At 58.0% G+C, this 18457-nt stretch carries 15 protein-coding genes; 12 read left to right on the top strand and 3 right to left on the bottom strand.

The genetic code is table 11. From position 1 onward, the window contains the following. Positions 1 to 3 precede the first annotated feature (3 nt). Genes xylB through KGP16_RS10270 form a run of 4 tightly spaced genes read left to right on the top strand, consistent with a single transcriptional unit; the run spans position 4 to position 5141 of the window. Positions 4 to 1521 (top strand): xylulokinase, encoded by a 1518-nt coding sequence (gene xylB / locus KGP16_RS10285; RefSeq protein ID WP_223501280.1) that lies wholly within the window; start codon positions 4 to 6, stop codon positions 1519 to 1521. Further along, positions 1518 to 3023 (top strand): sugar ABC transporter ATP-binding protein, encoded by a 1506-nt coding sequence (locus KGP16_RS10280; RefSeq protein ID WP_021804838.1) that lies wholly within the window; start codon positions 1518 to 1520, stop codon positions 3021 to 3023. The genes xylB and KGP16_RS10280 overlap by 4 nt, the downstream gene beginning before the upstream one ends. A 37-nt stretch (positions 3024 to 3060) precedes the next feature. Further along, positions 3061 to 4098, top strand: coding sequence for an ABC transporter permease (locus tag KGP16_RS10275; RefSeq protein ID WP_218519507.1), 1038 nt, complete (start codon positions 3061 to 3063; stop codon positions 4096 to 4098). 50 nt (positions 4099 to 4148) lie between these two features. Next, positions 4149 to 5141 (top strand): substrate-binding domain-containing protein, encoded by a 993-nt coding sequence (locus tag KGP16_RS10270; RefSeq protein WP_371822191.1) that lies wholly within the window; start codon positions 4149 to 4151, stop codon positions 5139 to 5141. Between the two features lie 82 nt (positions 5142 to 5223). Here KGP16_RS10270 and flhA read toward each other — a convergent pair whose 3' ends face one another. The 3 genes from flhA to hypA form a co-directional block, all read right to left on the bottom strand. Beyond that, the gene (gene flhA, locus KGP16_RS10265) at positions 5224 to 7290 is read right to left on the bottom strand and encodes a formate hydrogenlyase transcriptional activator FlhA (RefSeq protein ID WP_115158295.1); all 2067 of its coding nucleotides are present in this window, start codon (positions 7288 to 7290) and stop codon (positions 5224 to 5226) included. Positions 7291 to 7429: 139 nt separating this feature from the next. Next, positions 7430 to 7723, bottom strand: a complete 294-nt coding sequence (locus KGP16_RS10260; protein ID WP_059200441.1) for a HypC/HybG/HupF family hydrogenase formation chaperone — start codon at positions 7721 to 7723, stop codon at positions 7430 to 7432. A 15-nt stretch (positions 7724 to 7738) separates the two neighbouring features. Further along, positions 7739 to 8083, bottom strand: a complete 345-nt coding sequence (gene hypA, locus KGP16_RS10255) for a hydrogenase maturation nickel metallochaperone HypA (RefSeq protein ID WP_021804842.1) — start codon at positions 8081 to 8083, stop codon at positions 7739 to 7741. Between the two features lie 739 nt (positions 8084 to 8822). On the opposite strand from hypA, the gene hydN reads away from it, so the two are divergent. Genes hydN through KGP16_RS10215 form a run of 8 tightly spaced genes read left to right on the top strand, consistent with a single transcriptional unit; the run spans position 8823 to position 18456 of the window. Next, positions 8823 to 9365, top strand: coding sequence for an electron transport protein HydN (gene hydN, locus KGP16_RS10250; RefSeq protein WP_021804843.1), 543 nt, complete (start codon positions 8823 to 8825; stop codon positions 9363 to 9365). 31 nt (positions 9366 to 9396) lie between these two features. Beyond that, positions 9397 to 10017 (top strand): 4Fe-4S dicluster domain-containing protein, encoded by a 621-nt coding sequence (locus KGP16_RS10245; RefSeq protein WP_021804844.1) that lies wholly within the window; start codon positions 9397 to 9399, stop codon positions 10015 to 10017. 2 nt (positions 10018 to 10019) lie between these two features. Continuing rightward, the gene (gene hyfB, locus KGP16_RS10240; protein ID WP_223501278.1) at positions 10020 to 12035 is read left to right on the top strand and encodes a hydrogenase 4 subunit B; all 2016 of its coding nucleotides are present in this window, start codon (positions 10020 to 10022) and stop codon (positions 12033 to 12035) included. A 12-nt stretch (positions 12036 to 12047) separates the two neighbouring features. Beyond that, on the top strand, positions 12048 to 12998 hold the full coding sequence (locus KGP16_RS10235; protein WP_305802310.1) for a respiratory chain complex I subunit 1 family protein: 951 nt from the start codon (positions 12048 to 12050) through the stop codon (positions 12996 to 12998). A gap of 17 nt (positions 12999 to 13015) precedes the next feature. Further along, entirely contained in the window at positions 13016 to 14473 is a 1458-nt protein-coding gene (locus KGP16_RS10230; RefSeq protein ID WP_305802309.1) for a hydrogenase 4 subunit D, read from the top strand. An 11-nt stretch (positions 14474 to 14484) separates the two neighbouring features. Beyond that, positions 14485 to 15135, top strand: a complete 651-nt coding sequence (hyfE, locus tag KGP16_RS10225; RefSeq protein ID WP_223501277.1) for a hydrogenase 4 membrane subunit — start codon at positions 14485 to 14487, stop codon at positions 15133 to 15135. A 4-nt stretch (positions 15136 to 15139) separates the two neighbouring features. After that, positions 15140 to 16723: a hydrogenase 4 subunit F gene (locus tag KGP16_RS10220; protein ID WP_021178423.1), complete on the top strand. Its 1584-nt coding sequence runs from the start codon at positions 15140 to 15142 to the stop codon at positions 16721 to 16723. Next, entirely contained in the window at positions 16666 to 18456 is a 1791-nt protein-coding gene (locus tag KGP16_RS10215) for an NADH-quinone oxidoreductase subunit C (protein WP_179247932.1), read from the top strand. The genes KGP16_RS10220 and KGP16_RS10215 overlap by 58 nt, the downstream gene beginning before the upstream one ends. The last annotated feature ends 1 nt before the right edge of the window (position 18457 follow it).

Raw genomic sequence — 18457 nt, 5'->3', positions numbered from 1 at the left:
CTCATGGCGCTCTATGCAGGCATCGACTGTGGCACACAAGGCACCAAGGTGGTGATTGTCGATGGCACATCCGGCACCATCGTGGGCGAAGGCAGTGCGCCGCATGAGATGATCAGCGACTCTTCCGGGCGCCGCGAGCAGTTGGCCGAGTGGTGGATTGAGGCATTGCTGCTGGCGTTTCGTCAGGCAATCGACAGCGCCAGCATTGATCCAGCGGCGATTGTCGCCCTGTCGGTTTCCGGCCAGCAGCACGGCTTCGTTGCTCTGGATGAGCAAGGCGAAGTGCTGCACGCGGTAAAACTATGGTGTGACACCGCTACCAAGCGGGAAAACGACGTTCTGCTGGCAGGCCTGGGTGGCATCAAAGGTTCCCTGCAGAAGCTGGGGCTGATGGTAGCGGCGGGCTATACCGCGTCCAAGATCCTGTGGTTCAAGCAGCAACATCCACAGCTGTGGGCACGGTTGAAAACGGTGCTGTTACCGCATGACTATCTCAACTTCTGGCTGACCGGGGAACGGGTGGCGGAATTTGGCGATGCCTCCGGCAGCGGGCTGTTTGACATTCGTCAGCGCTGCTGGGATCGCGATGCCGTAGCGCTGATCGACGATAGCGGCCTGCTGTGGAATGCCCTGCCTCGCCTGATCAACGCCGAGCAAAGCGTTGGCTATCTGCGCCCGGAAGTGGCGGCGCTGCTGGGTCTGCAACCTAATGTCCGGGTGGCCAGCGGCGGCGGCGACAACATGATGGCGGCAATCGGCACCGGTAATATTCGCCCCGGCATCGTGACGATGAGCCTCGGCACCTCCGGAACGCTGTTTGCCTATGCCGATCGGCCGGTGGTCAGCCATTCTGAAGCGATTGCCGGTTTCTGCTCCAGCAGCAACGGCTGGCTGCCGCTGATTTGCACTATGAACGTCACCTCTGCCAGCACCTCGGTACAGCGTCTGTTGCACCAGGACATAGCCGGATTTAATCAGGCTCTTGCCGCCACCGAACCCGGAGCGGCGGGCGTGATGATGCTGCCGTTTTTCAACGGCGAACGCGTTCCGCAACTGCCCGCAGCCAAGGCCAGCCTGCATAACCTGGACAGTGACAACTTTACCGGAGCCAACCTGTGCCGGGCCGTGGTAGAAAGCGCTACCTATGGCCTACGCTACGGCCTCGACCTGTTCCAGCAGCAGGGTATTTCCACCAGCGAAATTCGCCTCACCGGCGGTGGCGCTCGCAGCGCTTGCTGGCGGCAGATCGTCGCCGACGTGATGAACTGCCCGGTGGTGTGTCTGGCAGAAAAGGAAACCGCTGCGCTGGGTGCCGCCATTCAGGCCATGTGGTGTGACAGTCTGGCGACCCAACCCGAGCTGTTGGCCTCAGAAGAGTTAACCAGGCTATGCCAGCGCTTTGTCCGGCTGGATGAAGAGACCCGCGTGATGCCGGATCCGCAGCACCAGCGGCAATATGCCGATCTGTATGCCGGTTACCTGAACCTACTGCAAAAAGAGTATCCCGAGGTGAAGCTATGACACGCGATCCCCAGACCAAAGCCCCGGCCTACTTGCTGGAGGTCACCGGCGTGAGGAAGTCGTTTGGCTCCGTCGTCGCGCTGAAAAATGCCGAATTCTGCCTGCGCAAAGGGTCGATTCACGCGCTGTGCGGCGGCAACGGTGCCGGGAAGTCTACCTTTCTCAGCATCCTGATGGGCTTTATCCAGCCCGACAGCGGCGATATTTTCGTCAATGGCCAACGCTGTGAATTTGCTCATCCGAAAGAGGCGCTGGCGGCTGGCATCGCTATCGTGCAACAAGAGCTGAGCGCCATCCCCGATCTGACGGTTGCCGAAAACATCTGGCTGGGGCGCGAACCCCGCCGCCTGGGCTTTGTCGATTTCAAAACCATGAACCAGCAGACCGCTGCGCTGTTGCAGGACCTGCATTTTGCCCTGTCGCCGACGGAAAAAATGCGCAACCTCAGCGTGGCGGAACAGCAGTTGGTGGAGATCGCCAAGGCCCTCTCCCACTCTGATGCCGACATCATCATCATGGATGAGCCTACGTCGGCCATCGGCGAGGAGGACGTGCAGAAAATCTTCCAGGCGATCACCCGGCTGGCCGCCAAGGGCAAAGGCATCATTTACGTCTCGCACCGTCTGTCCGAGATTTTCCAGATTGCCGACAGCTACACCATTTTCCGTGACGGCAGCTATATCCATGAAGGTTTGTTGCAAGATATCACCCGCGAGCAGCTGATTGAGCACATCATTGGCGGCGAGTTCGAAAGCGAGTTTGCCAAATTCAATCAGCCCGGTGATGAAGTGATGATGGAGGTGCAGAACCTGTGCTGGGGCAACAAGATCCGCGACATCAGCCTGACGTTAAAACGCGGCGAGATCCTGGGGATTTACGGGCTGGTGGGGTCCGGGCGCAGTGAGTTCCTCGATCTGATCTTTGGCATTCAGCACGCGGACAGCGGCACCATCCAGATCGGCGATCGTCAGCTCGCCAAGCATTCACCACAAGAATCAATCAACAGCGGTCTGGCCTATGTGACGGAAGACCGCAAGGATACCGGCCTGGTGCTGTGCCGCTCGGTTAAAGAAAATATCAACGTGGCTTCGCTGGGTGCCATCAGCCAACTGGGTATGATTAACCCGAGCCAGGAACAGCAGCGCGCCAACGACATGATCCAGCGCTTCAACATCAAAACCCCCGATGCCGACCATATCGTCGGCAACCTGAGCGGCGGCAACCAGCAGAAGGTGGTATTGGGGCGTTGGGCCTTGCTCGATCCGCAAATCATGCTGCTCGATGAGCCGACACGCGGCATTGACGTGGGGGCCAAAAAAGAGATCTACCGCTTTATGTCCGAATTCGCGCTGAAGGATAAAGCGATCATCATGGTGTCTTCCGAGCTGTCAGAAATTATCGGTATGAGTGACCGCATTCTGGTGTTTCGTAACGGCATGCTCGCCGGTGAATTATCGACTAAAAACGCCACGCAGGCGGAACTAATGAAACTGGCCGTATAGCCAGGCAATCAACTCATTATTTTAAAGAGAACTTACTATGAATGGCACCCACTCATTAACGCCCGGGTTGGCTTTTTTTACGCAAAATAAACGGCATCTGCACAAATACGGCATTATTATCGCCTTCTTCGTGTTGTGTCTGATCGTCACGGTGATTGGCGAAGTTCAGGTGGCGCAAGGTGCCTGGAGCAGCAATTACTTCTTGAGCGATGAGAACATGCTGATCGTTCTGCGCCAGGTCTCGATTAACGGCATTCTGGCCATCGGCATGACCTTTGTGATTATTACCGCCGGGGTCGATCTTTCCGTAGGCTCGGTCTTGGCGCTGAGCGGCATCGTCGCCGCCCGCTTTGCCACCACCAACAGCGGGCTGTCGATCGGCGATACCGCGCATGCAGTGATGGTGCCGCTGATTGTCGCCCTGGGCATCGGCATCGTCTGCGGGCTGATCAACGGCACCATTCTGGCCCGCTACCGCTTGCAGCCTTTCATCGTCACCATGGGGATGCTTTCCGCCGCCCGTGGCCTGGCGCTGCTGACCACCGACGGTAACCCGGTTTCGCAACTCAACAGCGATTTCCGCTGGTTAGGTAATGGCTATGTGCTGGGCATCCCGGTGCCGGTGATTATTTTTACCGCCCTGTTTGTGCTCGCCTGGATCCTGCTCAATAAAACCATCTTCGGCCGCCATGTGTATGCCGTGGGGGGCAACCAGAAGAGCGCCCGCACCTCGGGCATCAGCGTGATACAAATCAAGGTGTTGGTCTACACCCTGTGTGCTGCCCTGGCGGGGATCGCCGGTTTGATCCTGACGGCACGTACCGGTTCGGCACAAACCAACGCTGGTAGCGCCTACGAGTTGGACGCCATTGCCGCCGTGGTCATTGGCGGCACCAGTATGGCTGGCGGCGTCGGCACCTTGGTTGGCACCCTGTTCGGCGTATTGATTATCGGCGTGATGAATAACGGCCTCGATTTGCTCGGTGTGCAGTCCTATTACCAGCAGATCATCAAGGGCGCATTGATTGTTGTCGCCGTGTTGCTCGACCCGTCACGCAAACAACAACGTGACTAACTTACCTCATAACAACAAAACCCCTATAACCAGGAGTCACCATGAACAAGATGACCAAAATTGCGTTGCTCACCTCCGGCCTGCTGCTGGGGACCTCAACGCTGGCCCAGGCCGCCCCGGTGAAAATCGCCGTGTTGATGTACGGCATGAAGGCCGAATTTGTCCAACTGATGGAGAAGGCGGCGAAAGAGCATCCTGAGGTTAAAAATGGCAACGTACAGCTCACCGTTTACGACGGCCGCTACGACCCGATGGTGCAGAACAATCAGGCTGAAACCGCCCTTCAGACCAAAACCGATGCCATCATCATTAACCCGATGGACTACGAGGCCAACATCGACGTGGTGACCATGGCCAACAAGGCCAAGATCCCGGTGGTGGTCACCAACGCCCGTTTGAATACCGATCAGATGACCTCTGAAGTGGTCTCTGACGACGTGCTGGGCGGGTATCTGGAAGCCAAAGCGGTACTGCAGAAAATGAACTGCCAGGGCAACGTGGTGATTATCGAAGGGCCAAAAGGCGGCAGCGGTGAGATCCAGCGCGGGCAAGGCAACGACAAGGCCATTGCCGAATGTGGCCCAGGCAAAATCAAGGTGCTGGAGCGCAAGACGGCCAACTGGTCACGCGCCGAGGCGCTGCCGCTGATGGAAAACTGGTTGCAGAAACACCGTGGCCAGATTAACGGCGTCATCGCACAAAATGACGAAATGGCCTTGGGGGCAATTGAAGCTATCAAGGGTGCCAATCTGAACGTGAAAGACTTTGCGATTGCCGGGGTCGACGGCGTCTCTGATGCCATTCGTGCCGTACAGGCTGGTGAGATGGTGTCGATTCTGCAAGATGCTCATGCCCAGATGCAGGGTTCTATCGATGTAGCGCTGCGCGCGGTAAAAGGCGACAGCTATCAACCACAGTCGGATATCTGGAAGCAGTATGCAGGCCAGATGCAGTGGGATAACGGCACGGCTAAACGCTATTCGGTGCCATGGACCGTGGTGACCACCGAGAACGCCGCTCAACTGCTGGATGCGCGTAAGTAATCATTCGTCAACCCACCCCAGGGTTTTGAGCCTGGGGTTAATAGGATTAAAACGGGCGCAGCATGCGGCGCCCCCTTCACCATCAATTCACCGAAATGCCCCACTTCTTCATCCGCGATAGCAGCGTAGTGCGTTTCAGCCCAAGACGCTGTGCAGCCCCGCGTGGCCCAGCAACCACGCCGTTGGTTTCTTTCAGCACGCGGAGCACCCGTTGGCGCTCATCCTCCTCCGGCGATACCTTTTCCATGGCAGCGACAGGCGGCCCCCCTGAGGATTGCGAATACTGCAATTCGGGTAGCGGCAGCTCAAGCACCGAGCCGCGCGTCAACAATACCGCCCGCTCAATCACGTTCTCCAGTTCACGCACGTTGCCCGGCCACGGCATCTGGCTTAATAACCGCAGCGTTTGCGCCGGGATACTGTCGATGGTGCGCTTCATGCGACGAGCAATTTTATGGGTCAGGAACTTCACCAATTGGGGGATATCTTCAGGCCGTTCGCGCAGCGGTGGAATAACGATCGGAAACACGTTCAGACGATAGAACAGATCGCTGCGAAATTCACGATCGGCCACCATCTGCTGCAAATCCCGGTTGGTGGCGGCAATCAGACGGATATCGACGGAGATCGGTTTATTGCCGCCGACCCGTTCAAACTCCCGTTCCTGTAACACCCGCAGTAGCTTGGGTTGCAACTCAATGGGGATCTCCCCCACTTCATCGAGGAATAGCGTCCCCTTCTCCGCCAGTTCAAAGCGGCCCATACGTTGGGTCGAGGCCCCGGTAAACGAACCTTTTTCATGGCCAAACAGGTCGCTCTCCAACAGGCCCGCAGGCATCACCGCACAGTTCATTTTCACCATGCGCTGGTCACGTCGTTCGCTCAGGTTATGGATCGCTCGCGCAATCAGCTCCTTGCCGGTGCCCGTTTCCCCGAGGATCAGCACCGAACAGTCGCTTTTAGCCACGATTTCGACCTGTTTGAGCACCGCAGACATCCCCGCGCTGCGCCCGACAATCTCGCTCAGATCGGGATGATTGACGTTGATCTGCTCGGTCAGATACAGGTTTTCATGCACCAGGCTCTCTTTGAGCCGGTTGATCTCCTGGCAGGCCAGCGCATTATCCACCGCGATGGCAATACGCTCGGCAATCTGTTGTAGCACCCGTAAGTTGGCCGCGTTAAAACCATCTGCCTGGCATTGCGCCAGCTTCAGCACCCCCAGCTTCTTTTGGCCGAATATCAGTGGCAATACGCACAATGCCTCGATCCTACCCTGTGATATATCAAACAGCCGACGCTCATAGCCGGAAAGCTGCTCGGCATTTTTCAGGTTCAACAGCAGCAATTCGCCGCTGCGCATCACCCGTTCGGTTAAGGTGCCAGCCAACGCCACGTTGTATTGTTGACGTTCGGGGGCGTTGTTATGCAAATAGTGGGTGGAGTAGATAGTGAGCTGCTCTGCGTGGTTACTACGTAATACGATGCTGATGGCGTCGCTGTTGAAAAAGTGGTGAATTTTCTCCGAGATCTCCCCCATGACATCATCCAGATCCAGCTTTGACAGCACCGCATTGGTGACATCCACCAAGATACGATAGTCATCCAGCTCATGACGCAGCTGGTGCTGTTGCCGTTGCGCGTTTTCCAACAAAACGATCTGCTGCGTGGCCAGCGCCACCACTTCCATCAGCGTTTGCAACTGCACCAGGCTGGCATCGCTGAACGGCTCGCTTCCGCTACGCAGTAATTCACAGCCCCCGAGCGGCCGCCCGCCCGCATGTAGCGGCATCAAACAGTATTGGTTGAAGGGAGGATGCAACTTCAGGGCGCGGATTTGCGGATAGCGATCGTGCAGCTCATCAGCCTGCCAGCGTTGGGGTAACGAGCTGTGTTGAAAGCGGCTCACCGGGCCATTCGCCAGCAACGTTTCGTCCTGATAGTTTACCGACTGCAGCGCTTGATCCAGCCCGTGAAAACTCACCCGTTCACTGTGCGGATCAAATAGCACCAACGCGACGCTGTCGGCCAATTGCATGCGCTGCAATACCTGACGCAATTGCAGTAACAGATCGATGAAATTATGCTGCCCGAGCAGCATGCGCGTAATTTCGAGCAGGTCTTGTTGTTCTAAGCGTACAGTCGACATGGTTTATCACTTGTCTGAGTCACGAAGATTATTGCCAGCGAACATCCCCACAAAGAGTAAGGTTTGTTAATGGTAATTTCTCCCGACCGGATCAACAAAACACCGCAACAGGAATATCATTTGCCGGGGATAGCACAATTTATCTCCGTTCCTGCTCGGTCTCACCTGCCAGGAACAACGCAACATCCTGCTCCACTTCCCCCATAGCTTGCAGCGCTGACAAGGTTTCCTGTGCTTCGTGCTCATCCAGGCGGCTCATGGCAAAGCCAACATGGATCAACACCCAGCTACCGATTAGCGCTTCTGGCGGTTCATCGTCCTGACACACCAGGGCAATATTCACTTCTCGTTGCACACCGCAGACGTCAACCCAGGCGTGCTGGGGTTGGTTTGCGTCCAGCGCCACAACCTTACCGGGAATGCCTATACACATGCCTTTTCCTCTTGGTTATTCAATTTCCAGGCGCTTGAGTTGCAAGCCGTCATCCGCCTGCACCCGCAGGTTGCGCCCGCCGCATTGCGGGCAGACCAGGACCTGGGGAACCAGCAACTGGACATCCGCCCGGCAGTCGTGACACCAGCACTGTGCCTGTTGTTCGAGCAGATATAACTCGCAGCCTTCGGCCAAGGTGCCGCGACAAACCATGTCGAAGCAGAACCTCAGCGACTCCGCCTCCACGCAGGAGAATGCGCCGATCTCAAACCAGACGGCGGTAATGCGCCGGGCCTGATGTTGCCGGGCATGTTGCTGCATCATTTCCATCGCATGATGGCAAAGGGTTATTTCATGCATCTGGGCTCCGTTGTTCGGCGATTAATCACCGATGCTTCAGCTAGTGCAATTACGGTGCCAAGGTGATCCCATGGCCCCTCACCCTAACCCTCTCCCACAGGGAGAGGGGACCGATCGAGTTGGGCTGAAAGTATAGTGATCCTTCATAAGCACCAGCTGAATCACCTTGGTTAAAGGGGCGATCGAGTTGGGCTGAAAGTATAGTGATCCTTCATAAGCACCGGCTGACTCACCTTCGCTAAAGGGGGCGACCGAGGTTGCTGATATGACAGCCCTTCTCCCAACAGAGTAGGGGTTATCAGCTCTCTCTCCCCTAAGAGAGGGGACAGTCCGAGACGCAAATTAAGTCCCGTGATCGACCACAGCGCCAATTTAACTCCCCCTCCACAGGAAAATTGACTTAACAAGCCGCAACTTTATTCCCGCACTTATCGACAACGCCGATCGGCTCCCTCTCCCTGTGGGAGAGGGTTGGGGTGAGGGGCAAACCGTCATTTTTGCTACCGATTTCGACAAAAATGACGAAGTGACGACGCCAACCCTGGCGGAACGTGACGAATATCCCCTCCCGCTTCGTCGTTTATGCCCATCCGCCGTTCATGCGCGACACATAAAATCACAACCAACTGTTTTATATCAATTTATTAGGCTTGGCACGTTTTGTGTATAGCTAACGGCAGCACAGACCTACAGGCTCGCCGCCTGGGGTTTAACGATGGAAGGTAATCAGGAGTGACTGATGAACAGGTTTATCATGGCCGATCCGCAAAAATGCATCGGCTGCCGTACTTGTGAGATCGCCTGCGTAGTGGCCCATAGCCAAAACCAGGATGTCTCGGCGCTGGATGCCGCCAACTTCACGCCTCGCCTGCATCTGCTGAAAGGCGGCAATGTCAGCACCGTGGTGCTGTGTCGTCAGTGTGATGATGCCCCCTGCGCCAGCGTTTGTCCCAACGGGGCCATCAGCCAGAGCGACGGCATGGTCAAGGTCACGCAGGAGCGTTGCATCGGCTGTAAAGCCTGCGTCATGGCTTGCCCATACGGAGTGATGGAAGTGGTCACCCGCCCGATGGCCCATCAGGGTAATGCCTTGATGTTCCCCACCGCCGAGAAGGCGGAAGCGCACAAGTGCGATCTCTGCACCGGACGTGCCAATGGCCCGGCCTGTATGGAGTTTTGCCCCACCGATGCGTTGCTCTGTGTGGACCAACAGCTACTGCAAAAAATGAACGCAGAGAAACGCCGCCGCGCCGCCCTCAATCCACTGTCGTTGGCGATATAAGCATGAACCGCTTTCTGTCGGAGGAACGGCCATGAACCGCTTTGTTATTGCGGAGCCTCAACACTGTATCGGATGCAATACCTGCATGGCTGCCTGTACCGAGGTGCATAAAGCCGAAGGACTACAGTCGCATCCCAGGCTGACGGTGACCCGGGTCGGAGAACAAACGGCGCCGATACTTTGCCGCCAATGTGAAGACGCCCCTTGTGCGCGCGTTTGCCCGGTCAATGCCATCACGCACGGCGAGCATGCCATTGAGCTGAATGAGACCCTGTGCATTGGCTGCAAGCTATGTGGCCTGGCCTGCCCGTTCGGTGCAATTACGCCTGCGGGAAGCGGGCCAGTCAATATCCCATCAATGTTTGAGCAGTACGTCCCGGCAGAACTGCTGCCCGATGTGCCAACCAGCCCCGCAAACCAATCGCCCTATCTGTCCTGGAATGCCGGGATCAAAACGGTAGCGGTGAAGTGCGATCTCTGCGCCTTCCTCGCCGATGGGCCAGAATGCGTGCGCATCTGCCCAACCAATGCCCTGCATATCATCGATGAGCAGCAGCTTGAGCAGGAAGCGCAGGCCCGGCGTTTGGCGCGAGCCGGCCAGGTCGCGATCGGCTGGCCATCCTCTCCTTCTCTCGTCAGGGGGCAGAAATAAACATGGACTCTCTCACTCTACTGTTTTGGGCCTTGGTGATGTATGTCGCCGGTGGCGTGTTATCACTGCTGCTGTTTCGCCGGGAGCGCCTCGCCATTTTGCTGGCGGGCATCAGCGCGATAATGGGTGGCCTGTTAGGGTTGTGCAGCGCCGTCCCGGTCCTGTTAAGCGGGCAAACCCTCACCTTCTCTACCCCTGGCCTGTTCTCGTTTGCCGCCTTTGTGGTGCGCATGGACTCGCTGGCGGCCTTTATGCTGGTAGTGATATCGCTGCTGGTCACCGTTTGCGCGTTGTATTCCATCGCCTATGTGCAGGAGTATCGCGGCAAAGGCGCCGCGAGCATGGGGTTCTTTATGAACCTGTTTATCGCCTCGATGGTCGGGTTGGTGGTGATGGATAACGCCTTCTACTTCATTATCCTGTTCGAAATGATGTCGCTGGCCTCCTGGTTCCTGGTGATCGCCGATCAGGATGACGAATCCATCAGCGCCGGTTTGCTGTACTTCTTTATCGCCCACGCCGGTTCGGTGCTGATCATGATCGCCTTCTTCCTGATGTGGCGGCAGAGCGGCAGCCTGGACTTTGATTCCTTCCGTTCGCTGTCGCTTTCCCCTTGGATGGCGTCGGTGGTGTTCCTGCTGGCCTTCTTTGGCTTTGGGGCCAAAGCGGGGATGCTGCCGCTACACAGTTGGTTACCACGCGCCCACCCGGCTGCCCCTTCCCATGCTTCAGCGCTGATGTCCGGCGTGATGGTGAAGATCGGCATCTTCGGCATCATCAAGGTCGGGATCGATCTGCTGGGGGCCACCGAAATGTGGTGGGGCATCGTGGTACTAGCCTTCGGCGCGGTGTCTGCGGTGTTGGGAGTGCTGTATGCGTTGGCCGAGCACGATATCAAGCGCCTGCTGGCCTGGCACACGGTGGAGAACATCGGCATCATTTTAATGGGCGTGGGCGTGGCGATGGTCGGTATGGCTAGCGGACACCCGGTGATGGCGGCGTTGGGCCTACTCGGCGCGCTGTATCACCTGCTCAACCATGCGGTGTTTAAAGGTTTGCTGTTCCTGGGTGCTGGTGCCGTGATTTGGCGTGTACATACCCGCGATATGGAACAAATGGGCGGCCTGGCGAAGCTGATGCCGCTCACTGGGCTGGCATTCCTGATCGGCTGTATGTCGATCTCCGCCCTGCCGCCAATGAACGGTTTTATCAGCGAGTGGTACACCTACCAATCGCTGTTTTCCATGAGCCACGACGGCAACTTTGTGATGCGTCTCAGCGGCCCGATTGCCATGGTGATGCTGGCGATCACCGGGGCGCTGGCGGCGATGTGTTTCGTCAAGGTCTACGGCGTCAGCTTCTGCGGCGGCCCGCGCAGTGAAAAAGCGGTGCAGGCTCGCGAAGTGCCATGGCAGATGACGGTCTCCATGCTGTTGCTGGCCCTGCTGTGCGTACTGCTCGGCGTGGGAGCCAGCGTGGTCGCACCTGTGTTGGCGCAGGTTGCCATGACGCAGGTTGGCACTCATGACGTCACCGTCGTGCAAGGTTCCATGCTGGTGCCGCAACTGGCCAGCCAAGCCATGCTGTCACCAGCATTGACCTTTATCCTGCTGCTCGCTCTGCCGCTGATCCCATTGGCGGTGTATCTCCTGCTGAAAAGCAATCAGTCTAACTTCCGCCGCCGTGGCGACCCTTGGGCCTGCGGCTACAACTGGGAGCAGGCGATGGCGGTATCCGCCGGGGGCTTTACCCAGCCACTGCGCGCCATGTTTGCCTCGCTATACCGTCTGCGCAAGCAGCTCGATCCAACTCCGGCATTAGCGCGAGCACTGGAACAGACAACTGCAGGGGCAACCCGCGCCGAGCCGTTCTGGGATGACTGGATCATCCATCCGCTGGTCAAGGCCTCTCAACGCCTGGGGGTGCGGTTGCAGGGCATGCAGAGCGGTGACTTCCGCTTCTATTGCCTGTATGTGGTGATCGCCTTGGTGATCCTGCTGTTGCTTGTCGCGGTTTAAGGGAGAAATAGCATGTCGATGCAGGAAACACCGTCGTTAATGATGGGACTCTTCGCGCTGATGCAGGCGCTGATAATGCTGGCGCTCGCGCCGCTGTTCACCGGGATCTCCCGCCAAATCCGCGCCCGGATGCACTCGCGCCGTGGCCCCGGCATTTGGCAGGACTACCGCGATATGGGCAAGCTGTTCAAGCGCCAGGAGGTGGCTCCGGCGCAGTCGGGCGCCATCTTCCGCGTGATGCCTTATGTACTGCTGAGCAGCATGTTGCTGGTGGCGATGACGCTGCCCATCGTCACGCGGACGTCGCCGTTTGCCGGTGCGGGAGACTTGATCACCCTGCTCTATCTGTTCGCACTGTTTCGCTTCTTCTTCTCGCTGTCTGGTCTGGATACCGGTAGCCCGTTTGCCGGGATCGGGGCCAGCCGCGAACTGACGCTGGGCGTATTGGTAGAACCTACGCTGATCCTGGCGTTATTGGTGGTGGCGTTGATTGCCGGTTCCACCAATATCGGCACCATCAGCGTCACCCTGACCGAAGGATGGAGTTCTCCAACGGCCACCCTGCTGGCCATGCTGGCCTGCGGTTTCGCCGCGTTTATCGAAATGGGCAAAATCCCCTTCGACGTGGCAGAGGCGGAACAGGAACTTCAGGAAGGGCCGCTGACCGAATACTCCGGCTCCGGCCTGGCGCTGGTGAAATGGGGGATAGGTCTCAAGCAGGTGGTAGTGGCCGAGCTGTTCCTGGCGGTGTTTATTCCCTTTGGCAAGGCGGTGGAACTGACGGTGCCCGCGCTGGCGCTGGCGGCAGTCATCATGCTGGCCAAACTGCTGGCGGTGTTTGTCATCGCCTCCATTGTTGAAAATTCCTTGGCGCGTGGGCGGTTCCTGTTGACGCACCACGTTACCTGGCTCGGTTTTGGCGTAGCGGCGCTGGCCTTTGTCTTTTACCTAACCGGTCTGTAGCCGCCAGGAAACCCATTATGGAAAATACGCTCTGTTTGCAATATACCGCCCTCGCCACGCTGTTGCTGCCGTTTATCGGCGCGCTGCTGACGGCATGTGTGCCGCAACGGATGGCCAAGTGGATCTGTACCCTGTTTGCGCTGCTGGCCACGCTGGGGACGGTAATTATCGGTTGGTTATTCCTGGCCCATGGCAAGGCGGATACGACCATCACGCTGCTGCAATACGGCAACGTGGCGCTGTTCGGTTTTATCATCGACCGCATCAGCACGCTGATTGTCTTCGCGGTGGTGTTTCTTGGCCTGCTGGTCAGCCTGTATTCCACCGGTTACCTCACCACGGCCAACCGCGAACATCCCCACGAGGGCAGCAACCGCTATTACGCTTTCCTGCTGATCTTTATCGGGGCGATGGCCGGGCTGGTGATGTCCTCCACCATTCTGGGGCAGTTGCTGTTCTTCGAGATCACCGGCGGCTGTTCCTGGGGGCTGATTAGCTACTACCAGACGCCGAAGGCACAGCGCTCGGCCATGAAGGCCCTGCTGATCACCCATATTGCCTCAATCGGTTTATACCTGGCGGCGGCAACGCTGTTCCTCAATACCGGCACCTTCGCCCTGAGCGCCATTGCACAGCTCAACGGTACGGCCAGCCTGGTCGTATTTGGTGGCATCCTGTTCGCGGCCTGGGGGAAATCGGCCCAGCTTCCGTTGCAGGCCTGGCTGCCCGATGCCATGGAAGCCCCTACCCCGGTGAGCGCCTATCTGCACGCCGCCTCTATGGTGAAAGTGGGCGTCTACATCTATGCCCGCGCCATCCTTTCGGCGGACTCTGTGCCGCATATCATCGGCTGGGTCGGCATCGTTATGGCGACCATTACCCTGATTTACGGTTTCCTGATGTACCTACCGCAAAAGGATATGAAGCGCCTGCTGGCCTGGTCCACCATCACCCAGCTCTCCTATATCTTCCTGGCGTTATCCATTTCCATCTTTGGCTCTAAAACCGCCTTTCTTGGCGGCGTGGCCTACATCTTTAACCACGCGTTTGCCAAGAGCCTGTTCTTCCTGGTGGCCGGAGCGCTGAGCTACAGCTGCGGCACCCGGATGCTGCCCCGCTTGCAGGGCGTGATGAGCAAGATGCCGCTGCTGGGCGTGGGATTCTGCGTGGCCGCGCTGGCGATCACCGGGGTGCCGCCGTTTAACGGCTTCTTCAGCAAGTTCCCGATTTTTGCCGCCGGTTTTGCACTGTCGCGCGAGTTCTGGCTGATGACGCCGCTGATGGTACTGGTGCTGATCGAGTCGGTCGCCAGCTTTGCCTGGTTCATCTATTGGTTTGGGCGCGTTATTCCCGGCAAACCCAGTGATGAGGTGGCACAGGCCGCTCCGCTGCCGCTGGTGATGAGCGTGGTGCTAGTGATTCTGATCGCGATGTCGGTAGGTTCCAGCGTGATTGCCGTCGCCTGGCTTGGATAAGGGAGTTGATTATGACTGGTTCACTGATCGTCAATAACCTCGCGGGGCTGATGATGGTCACCTCGCTGCTGGTGATTGGCGCCAAACGGCCCGTGGCCTCGTGCGGGCTCTATGCCTTGCAGTCGCTGCTACTGGTGCTGATCTTCTTTACGCTAGGGCAAACCCTGGGCGCCCACCAGCTCACGCTGTGGGCGATCAGCGCCTTTATCACCAAGGTGGTACTGGTGCCGGTGATCATGGCCTATGCCTTTCGCAAAATGGACGATCCCTCGGCGAACGGCAGCCTGATCGGCCCGGTGATGCTGATGCTGGCTGCGGCGGTGATCGTGCTGCTGTGCTGGTTTGTAGTGGAGCCGGTGCAGGTGCCATTGTTGGCCTCGCTGAAACCGGCGCTGGCGGTATCGCTGGGGCATTTTATGCTCGGCCTGCTGTGTATCGTCACCCAACGCAACATCCTCAAACAGGTGTTTGGCTACTGCCTGATGGAAAACGGATCGCACCTGACGCTGGCGCTGCTAGCGAATCGCGCGCCGGAACTGGTGGAGATTGGCATCGCCACCGATGCCATTTTTGCGGTGATCGTGATGGCCGTGCTTGCGCGCAAAATCTACCGCACGCTCAACACGCTGAATGTTGAACAACTGACGGCGTTGAAGGGATGAGATGATGAGTAATTCCACCATGCTGTTTCTATTACTGCTGACGCCGCTGGCCTTCTCGCTGTTGACCTTTGCCTGTCGGTTGCTGGGCAATGCGGCACGGGCCTGTGTAACGCTGCTGCACTTTGTCGGTATCATGCTGCTGCTGGCAGTTTCCCTGTGGGTGGTGATGCAGGTATACCAGCAAGGCGATATTCTGGCTGCCGGGCGCTGGCTGCACCTGGATAGCCTCAGCGCCCTGTTCCTGGCAATCCTCGGCATCATCGGCTGCCTTACCGGGCTTTACTCTATTGGCTATATGCGCCATGAGGTCGATGAAGGCGAGATATCGGTAGCGACGCTGTGCCACTACTACGGCTTCTTCCACCTGTTCCTGTTCACCATGCTGCTGGTGATCACCAGCAATAACCTGATCCTGATGTGGGCGGCCATCGAAGCCACCACGCTCAGCTCGGCGTTTCTGGTGGGGTTGTACGGGCAGAGCTCCTCGCTGGAGGCGGCCTGGAAATACATCATTATCTGTACCGTCGGGGTGGCCTTCGGGCTGTTCGGCACCATTCTGGTATACGCCAACGCGGCCAGCTTTATGCCCGATCCCAACGACGCCATCTTCTGGACGGAAGTGCTCAAGCACGCCACGCAGTTGGATCCGATGCTGATGCATCTGGCGTTTGTGTTCATCCTGATTGGCTTTGGCACCAAAACCGGGCTGTTCCCGATGCATGCCTGGCTACCGGACGCCCACAGTGAGGCACCAAGCCCCACCAGCGCCCTGCTCTCTGCCGTGCTGCTCAACTGCGCGCTGCTGATCATTATCCGTTACTACATCATTATCAGCACCACGCTGGGCCATGACTTTACCGGCACGCTGTTGATGGTGTTTGGCTTCCTCTCCGTCGCGGTGGCGGCCTTCTTTATTCTGGTGCAGCGCGATATCAAACGGCTGCTGGCCTACTCCAGCGTAGAGAACATGGGGCTGATCGCCGTGGCGATCGGCATCGGTGGTCCGCTGGGTATTCTGGCGGCGCTGCTGCATACCCTGAACCACAGCCTGGCAAAAACCCTGCTGTTCTGCGGCTCCGGCAACGTACTGCTGAAGTACGGCACCCGCGATATTACCGTGGTGAAAGGGATGCTGAAATGCATGCCGTTCAGTGCCGTGCTGCTGGCCGGGGGGGCCTTGGCGCTGGGCGGTATGCCGCCGTTCAACATTTTCCTCAGTGAGTTTATGACGGTCACCGCCGGGTTGGCGGCTGGCCATATTACGTTGACCATCGTCTTGTTGCTGCTGCTGACGGTGGTGTTGGCCGGGTTGGTCCGCATGGTGGCCAGCGTGCTGTTCGGCGCCAAACCAGAAGAGGTCAACAAAGGCGAACTGGGGATACTGACGACCTTACCGATGCTGATCCTGCTGGTATTGATGCTGGTAATGGGCACCCATATCCCGCAACCGGTCAGCCGACTGCTGGAAAACGCGGTCCACATCGTGATGAACAACAAGCCTGGCACTCATGCCCAGCCACTGAGCTGGCCATGGGCCGTTCAGAATCATTCCTCTGCGGCCGAACCTCAGGCAGGAGAAGTAAAGTGAGCTACGAAACCCACGTATTGACCCTCAACAACGACGAGAAACTCGGCAAAGGCTACCTGGCCAAAGTGCGCGAGAAGTTCCCCTCCGCCCTGCTGGATGCCGAGTGGCAAACCGCCAACCAGGTCACCATCACGGTCAAGCTGAACTCATTACCCGAGATTGTGGAATACCTCTATTACCCGCTAGGCGGTTGGTTGCCGGTGCTGTTTGGCAATGACGAACGTACCTTGACCGGGGACTTCGCCGTCTACTACGTGCTGTCGATGGAGGAAGGAGAAAAGTGTTTTATCACCGTCAAGGCTCAGGTTAGCGCCATCACGCTGGAGTTTCCGTCGGTTACCCCACGCGTTCCCGCCGCCGTATGGGGCGAGCGTGAAATCCGCGATATGTACGGTTTGATCCCAGTAGGGTTGCCGGACGAGCGCCGTCTGGTGCTGCCGGACGACTGGCCGGACGATCTTTACCCGCTGCGTAAAGACACCATGGATTATCGCCAGCGCCCCGAACCAACCACCGATGTGGAAACCTACCCGTTTGAAAATGCGGCCACCGGCGAGTCGCGCGTGGTCCCGATCGGGCCAATGCACATTACCTCCGACGAGCCAGGGCATTTTCGCCTGTTTGTTGACGGCGAGCGCATTGTCGATGCCGACTATCGGCTGTTCTACGTGCACCGAGGCATGGAGAAGCTGGCCGAAACCCGTATGGGCTATCAGGAGGTCACCTTCCTGTCCGACCGGGTCTGCGGGATCTGCGGCTTTACCCACAGCGTGGCCTATACCACCTCAGTGGAAAATGCGTTGGGGATCTATGTACCACCCCGCGCCCATGCCATTCGCAGCATTCTGCTGGAGGTCGAACGGCTGCACAGCCACCTGCTGAACATCGGGCTATCCAGCCACTTTGTCGGCTTCGATACCGGCTTTATGCAGTTCTTCCGCGTGCGTGAAAAGTCGATGACCATGGCGGAGCTATTGACCGGATCGCGTAAAACCTATGGGCTCAACCTGATCGGCGGCGTGCGCCGCGATATCCTCAAAGAACAGCGAGTTAAAACCATCAAGCTGATCCATGAGATGCGTGCCGACGTGACGCAACTGGTTGAGATGCTGCTCGCCACGCCGAATATCGAGCAGCGCACCAAAGGCATTGGCCTGTTGGATCGGCAGATCGCTCGCGACTACAGCCCGGTGGGGCCGATGATCCGCGCCAGCGGTTTCAAGCGCGATATGCGCTTTGACCATCCTTATGCCAACTACGGTTCGTTGCCGAAAACGCTTTTCACCTTCGACGGCTGCGACGTCTATTCGCGCGTGATGGTACGCGTGCAGGAAGTGCTGGATTCGCTGGCGATGATCGAATACGGCCTGGATAACCTGCCGGGCGGCCCGCTGCTCACCGAAGGTTTCCGCTACCAGCCGCACAAGTTTGCCTTGGGCTATGCCGAAGCCCCGCGCGGTGAAGATATCCACTGGAGCATGCTGGGGGATAACCAGAAACTGTTCCGCTGGCGCTGCCGGGCGGCCACCTACGCCAACTGGCCGGTGCTGCGTTATATGCTGCGCGGTAATACGGTTTCCGATGCCCCGCTGATTATCGGCAGCCTCGATCCCTGCTACTCCTGTACCGACCGCGTCACGCTGATCGATATCAACAAGCGCAAAGCGAAGACCGTACCGTACAAGGAGATTGAACGCTACGGGATCGAACGCACCCATTCACCGTGCAAGTGAG

Source organism: Serratia sp. JSRIV006, assembly GCF_019968685.1.
Lineage (GTDB): Bacteria > Pseudomonadota > Gammaproteobacteria > Enterobacterales > Enterobacteriaceae > Chania > Chania fonticola_B.
Note: the sequence above shows the minus strand (reverse complement) of the source record. Positions and strands in the feature narration are given on the sequence as shown.

Bases quoted from the DNA above. Each gene is read 5' to 3' on its own strand.
- xylB (WP_223501280.1), top strand. From the start codon at position 4: ATGGCGCTCTATGCAGGCATCGACTGTGGCACACAAGGCACCAAGGTG.
- KGP16_RS10280 (WP_021804838.1), top strand. From the start codon at position 1,518: ATGACACGCGATCCCCAGACCAAAGCCCCGGCCTACTTGCTGGAGGTC.
- KGP16_RS10275 (WP_218519507.1), top strand. From the start codon at position 3,061: ATGAATGGCACCCACTCATTAACGCCCGGGTTGGCTTTTTTTACGCAA.
- KGP16_RS10270 (WP_371822191.1), top strand. From the start codon at position 4,149: ATGACCAAAATTGCGTTGCTCACCTCCGGCCTGCTGCTGGGGACCTCA.
- flhA (WP_115158295.1), bottom strand. From the start codon at position 7,290: ATGTCGACTGTACGCTTAGAACAACAAGACCTGCTCGAAATTACGCGC.
- KGP16_RS10260 (WP_059200441.1), bottom strand. From the start codon at position 7,723: ATGTGTATAGGCATTCCCGGTAAGGTTGTGGCGCTGGACGCAAACCAA.
- hypA (WP_021804842.1), bottom strand. From the start codon at position 8,083: ATGCATGAAATAACCCTTTGCCATCATGCGATGGAAATGATGCAGCAA.
- hydN (WP_021804843.1), top strand. From the start codon at position 8,823: ATGAACAGGTTTATCATGGCCGATCCGCAAAAATGCATCGGCTGCCGT.
- KGP16_RS10245 (WP_021804844.1), top strand. From the start codon at position 9,397: ATGAACCGCTTTGTTATTGCGGAGCCTCAACACTGTATCGGATGCAAT.
- hyfB (WP_223501278.1), top strand. From the start codon at position 10,020: ATGGACTCTCTCACTCTACTGTTTTGGGCCTTGGTGATGTATGTCGCC.
- KGP16_RS10235 (WP_305802310.1), top strand. From the start codon at position 12,048: ATGTCGATGCAGGAAACACCGTCGTTAATGATGGGACTCTTCGCGCTG.
- KGP16_RS10230 (WP_305802309.1), top strand. From the start codon at position 13,016: ATGGAAAATACGCTCTGTTTGCAATATACCGCCCTCGCCACGCTGTTG.
- hyfE (WP_223501277.1), top strand. From the start codon at position 14,485: ATGACTGGTTCACTGATCGTCAATAACCTCGCGGGGCTGATGATGGTC.
- KGP16_RS10220 (WP_021178423.1), top strand. From the start codon at position 15,140: ATGAGTAATTCCACCATGCTGTTTCTATTACTGCTGACGCCGCTGGCC.
- KGP16_RS10215 (WP_179247932.1), top strand. From the start codon at position 16,666: ATGGGCCGTTCAGAATCATTCCTCTGCGGCCGAACCTCAGGCAGGAGA.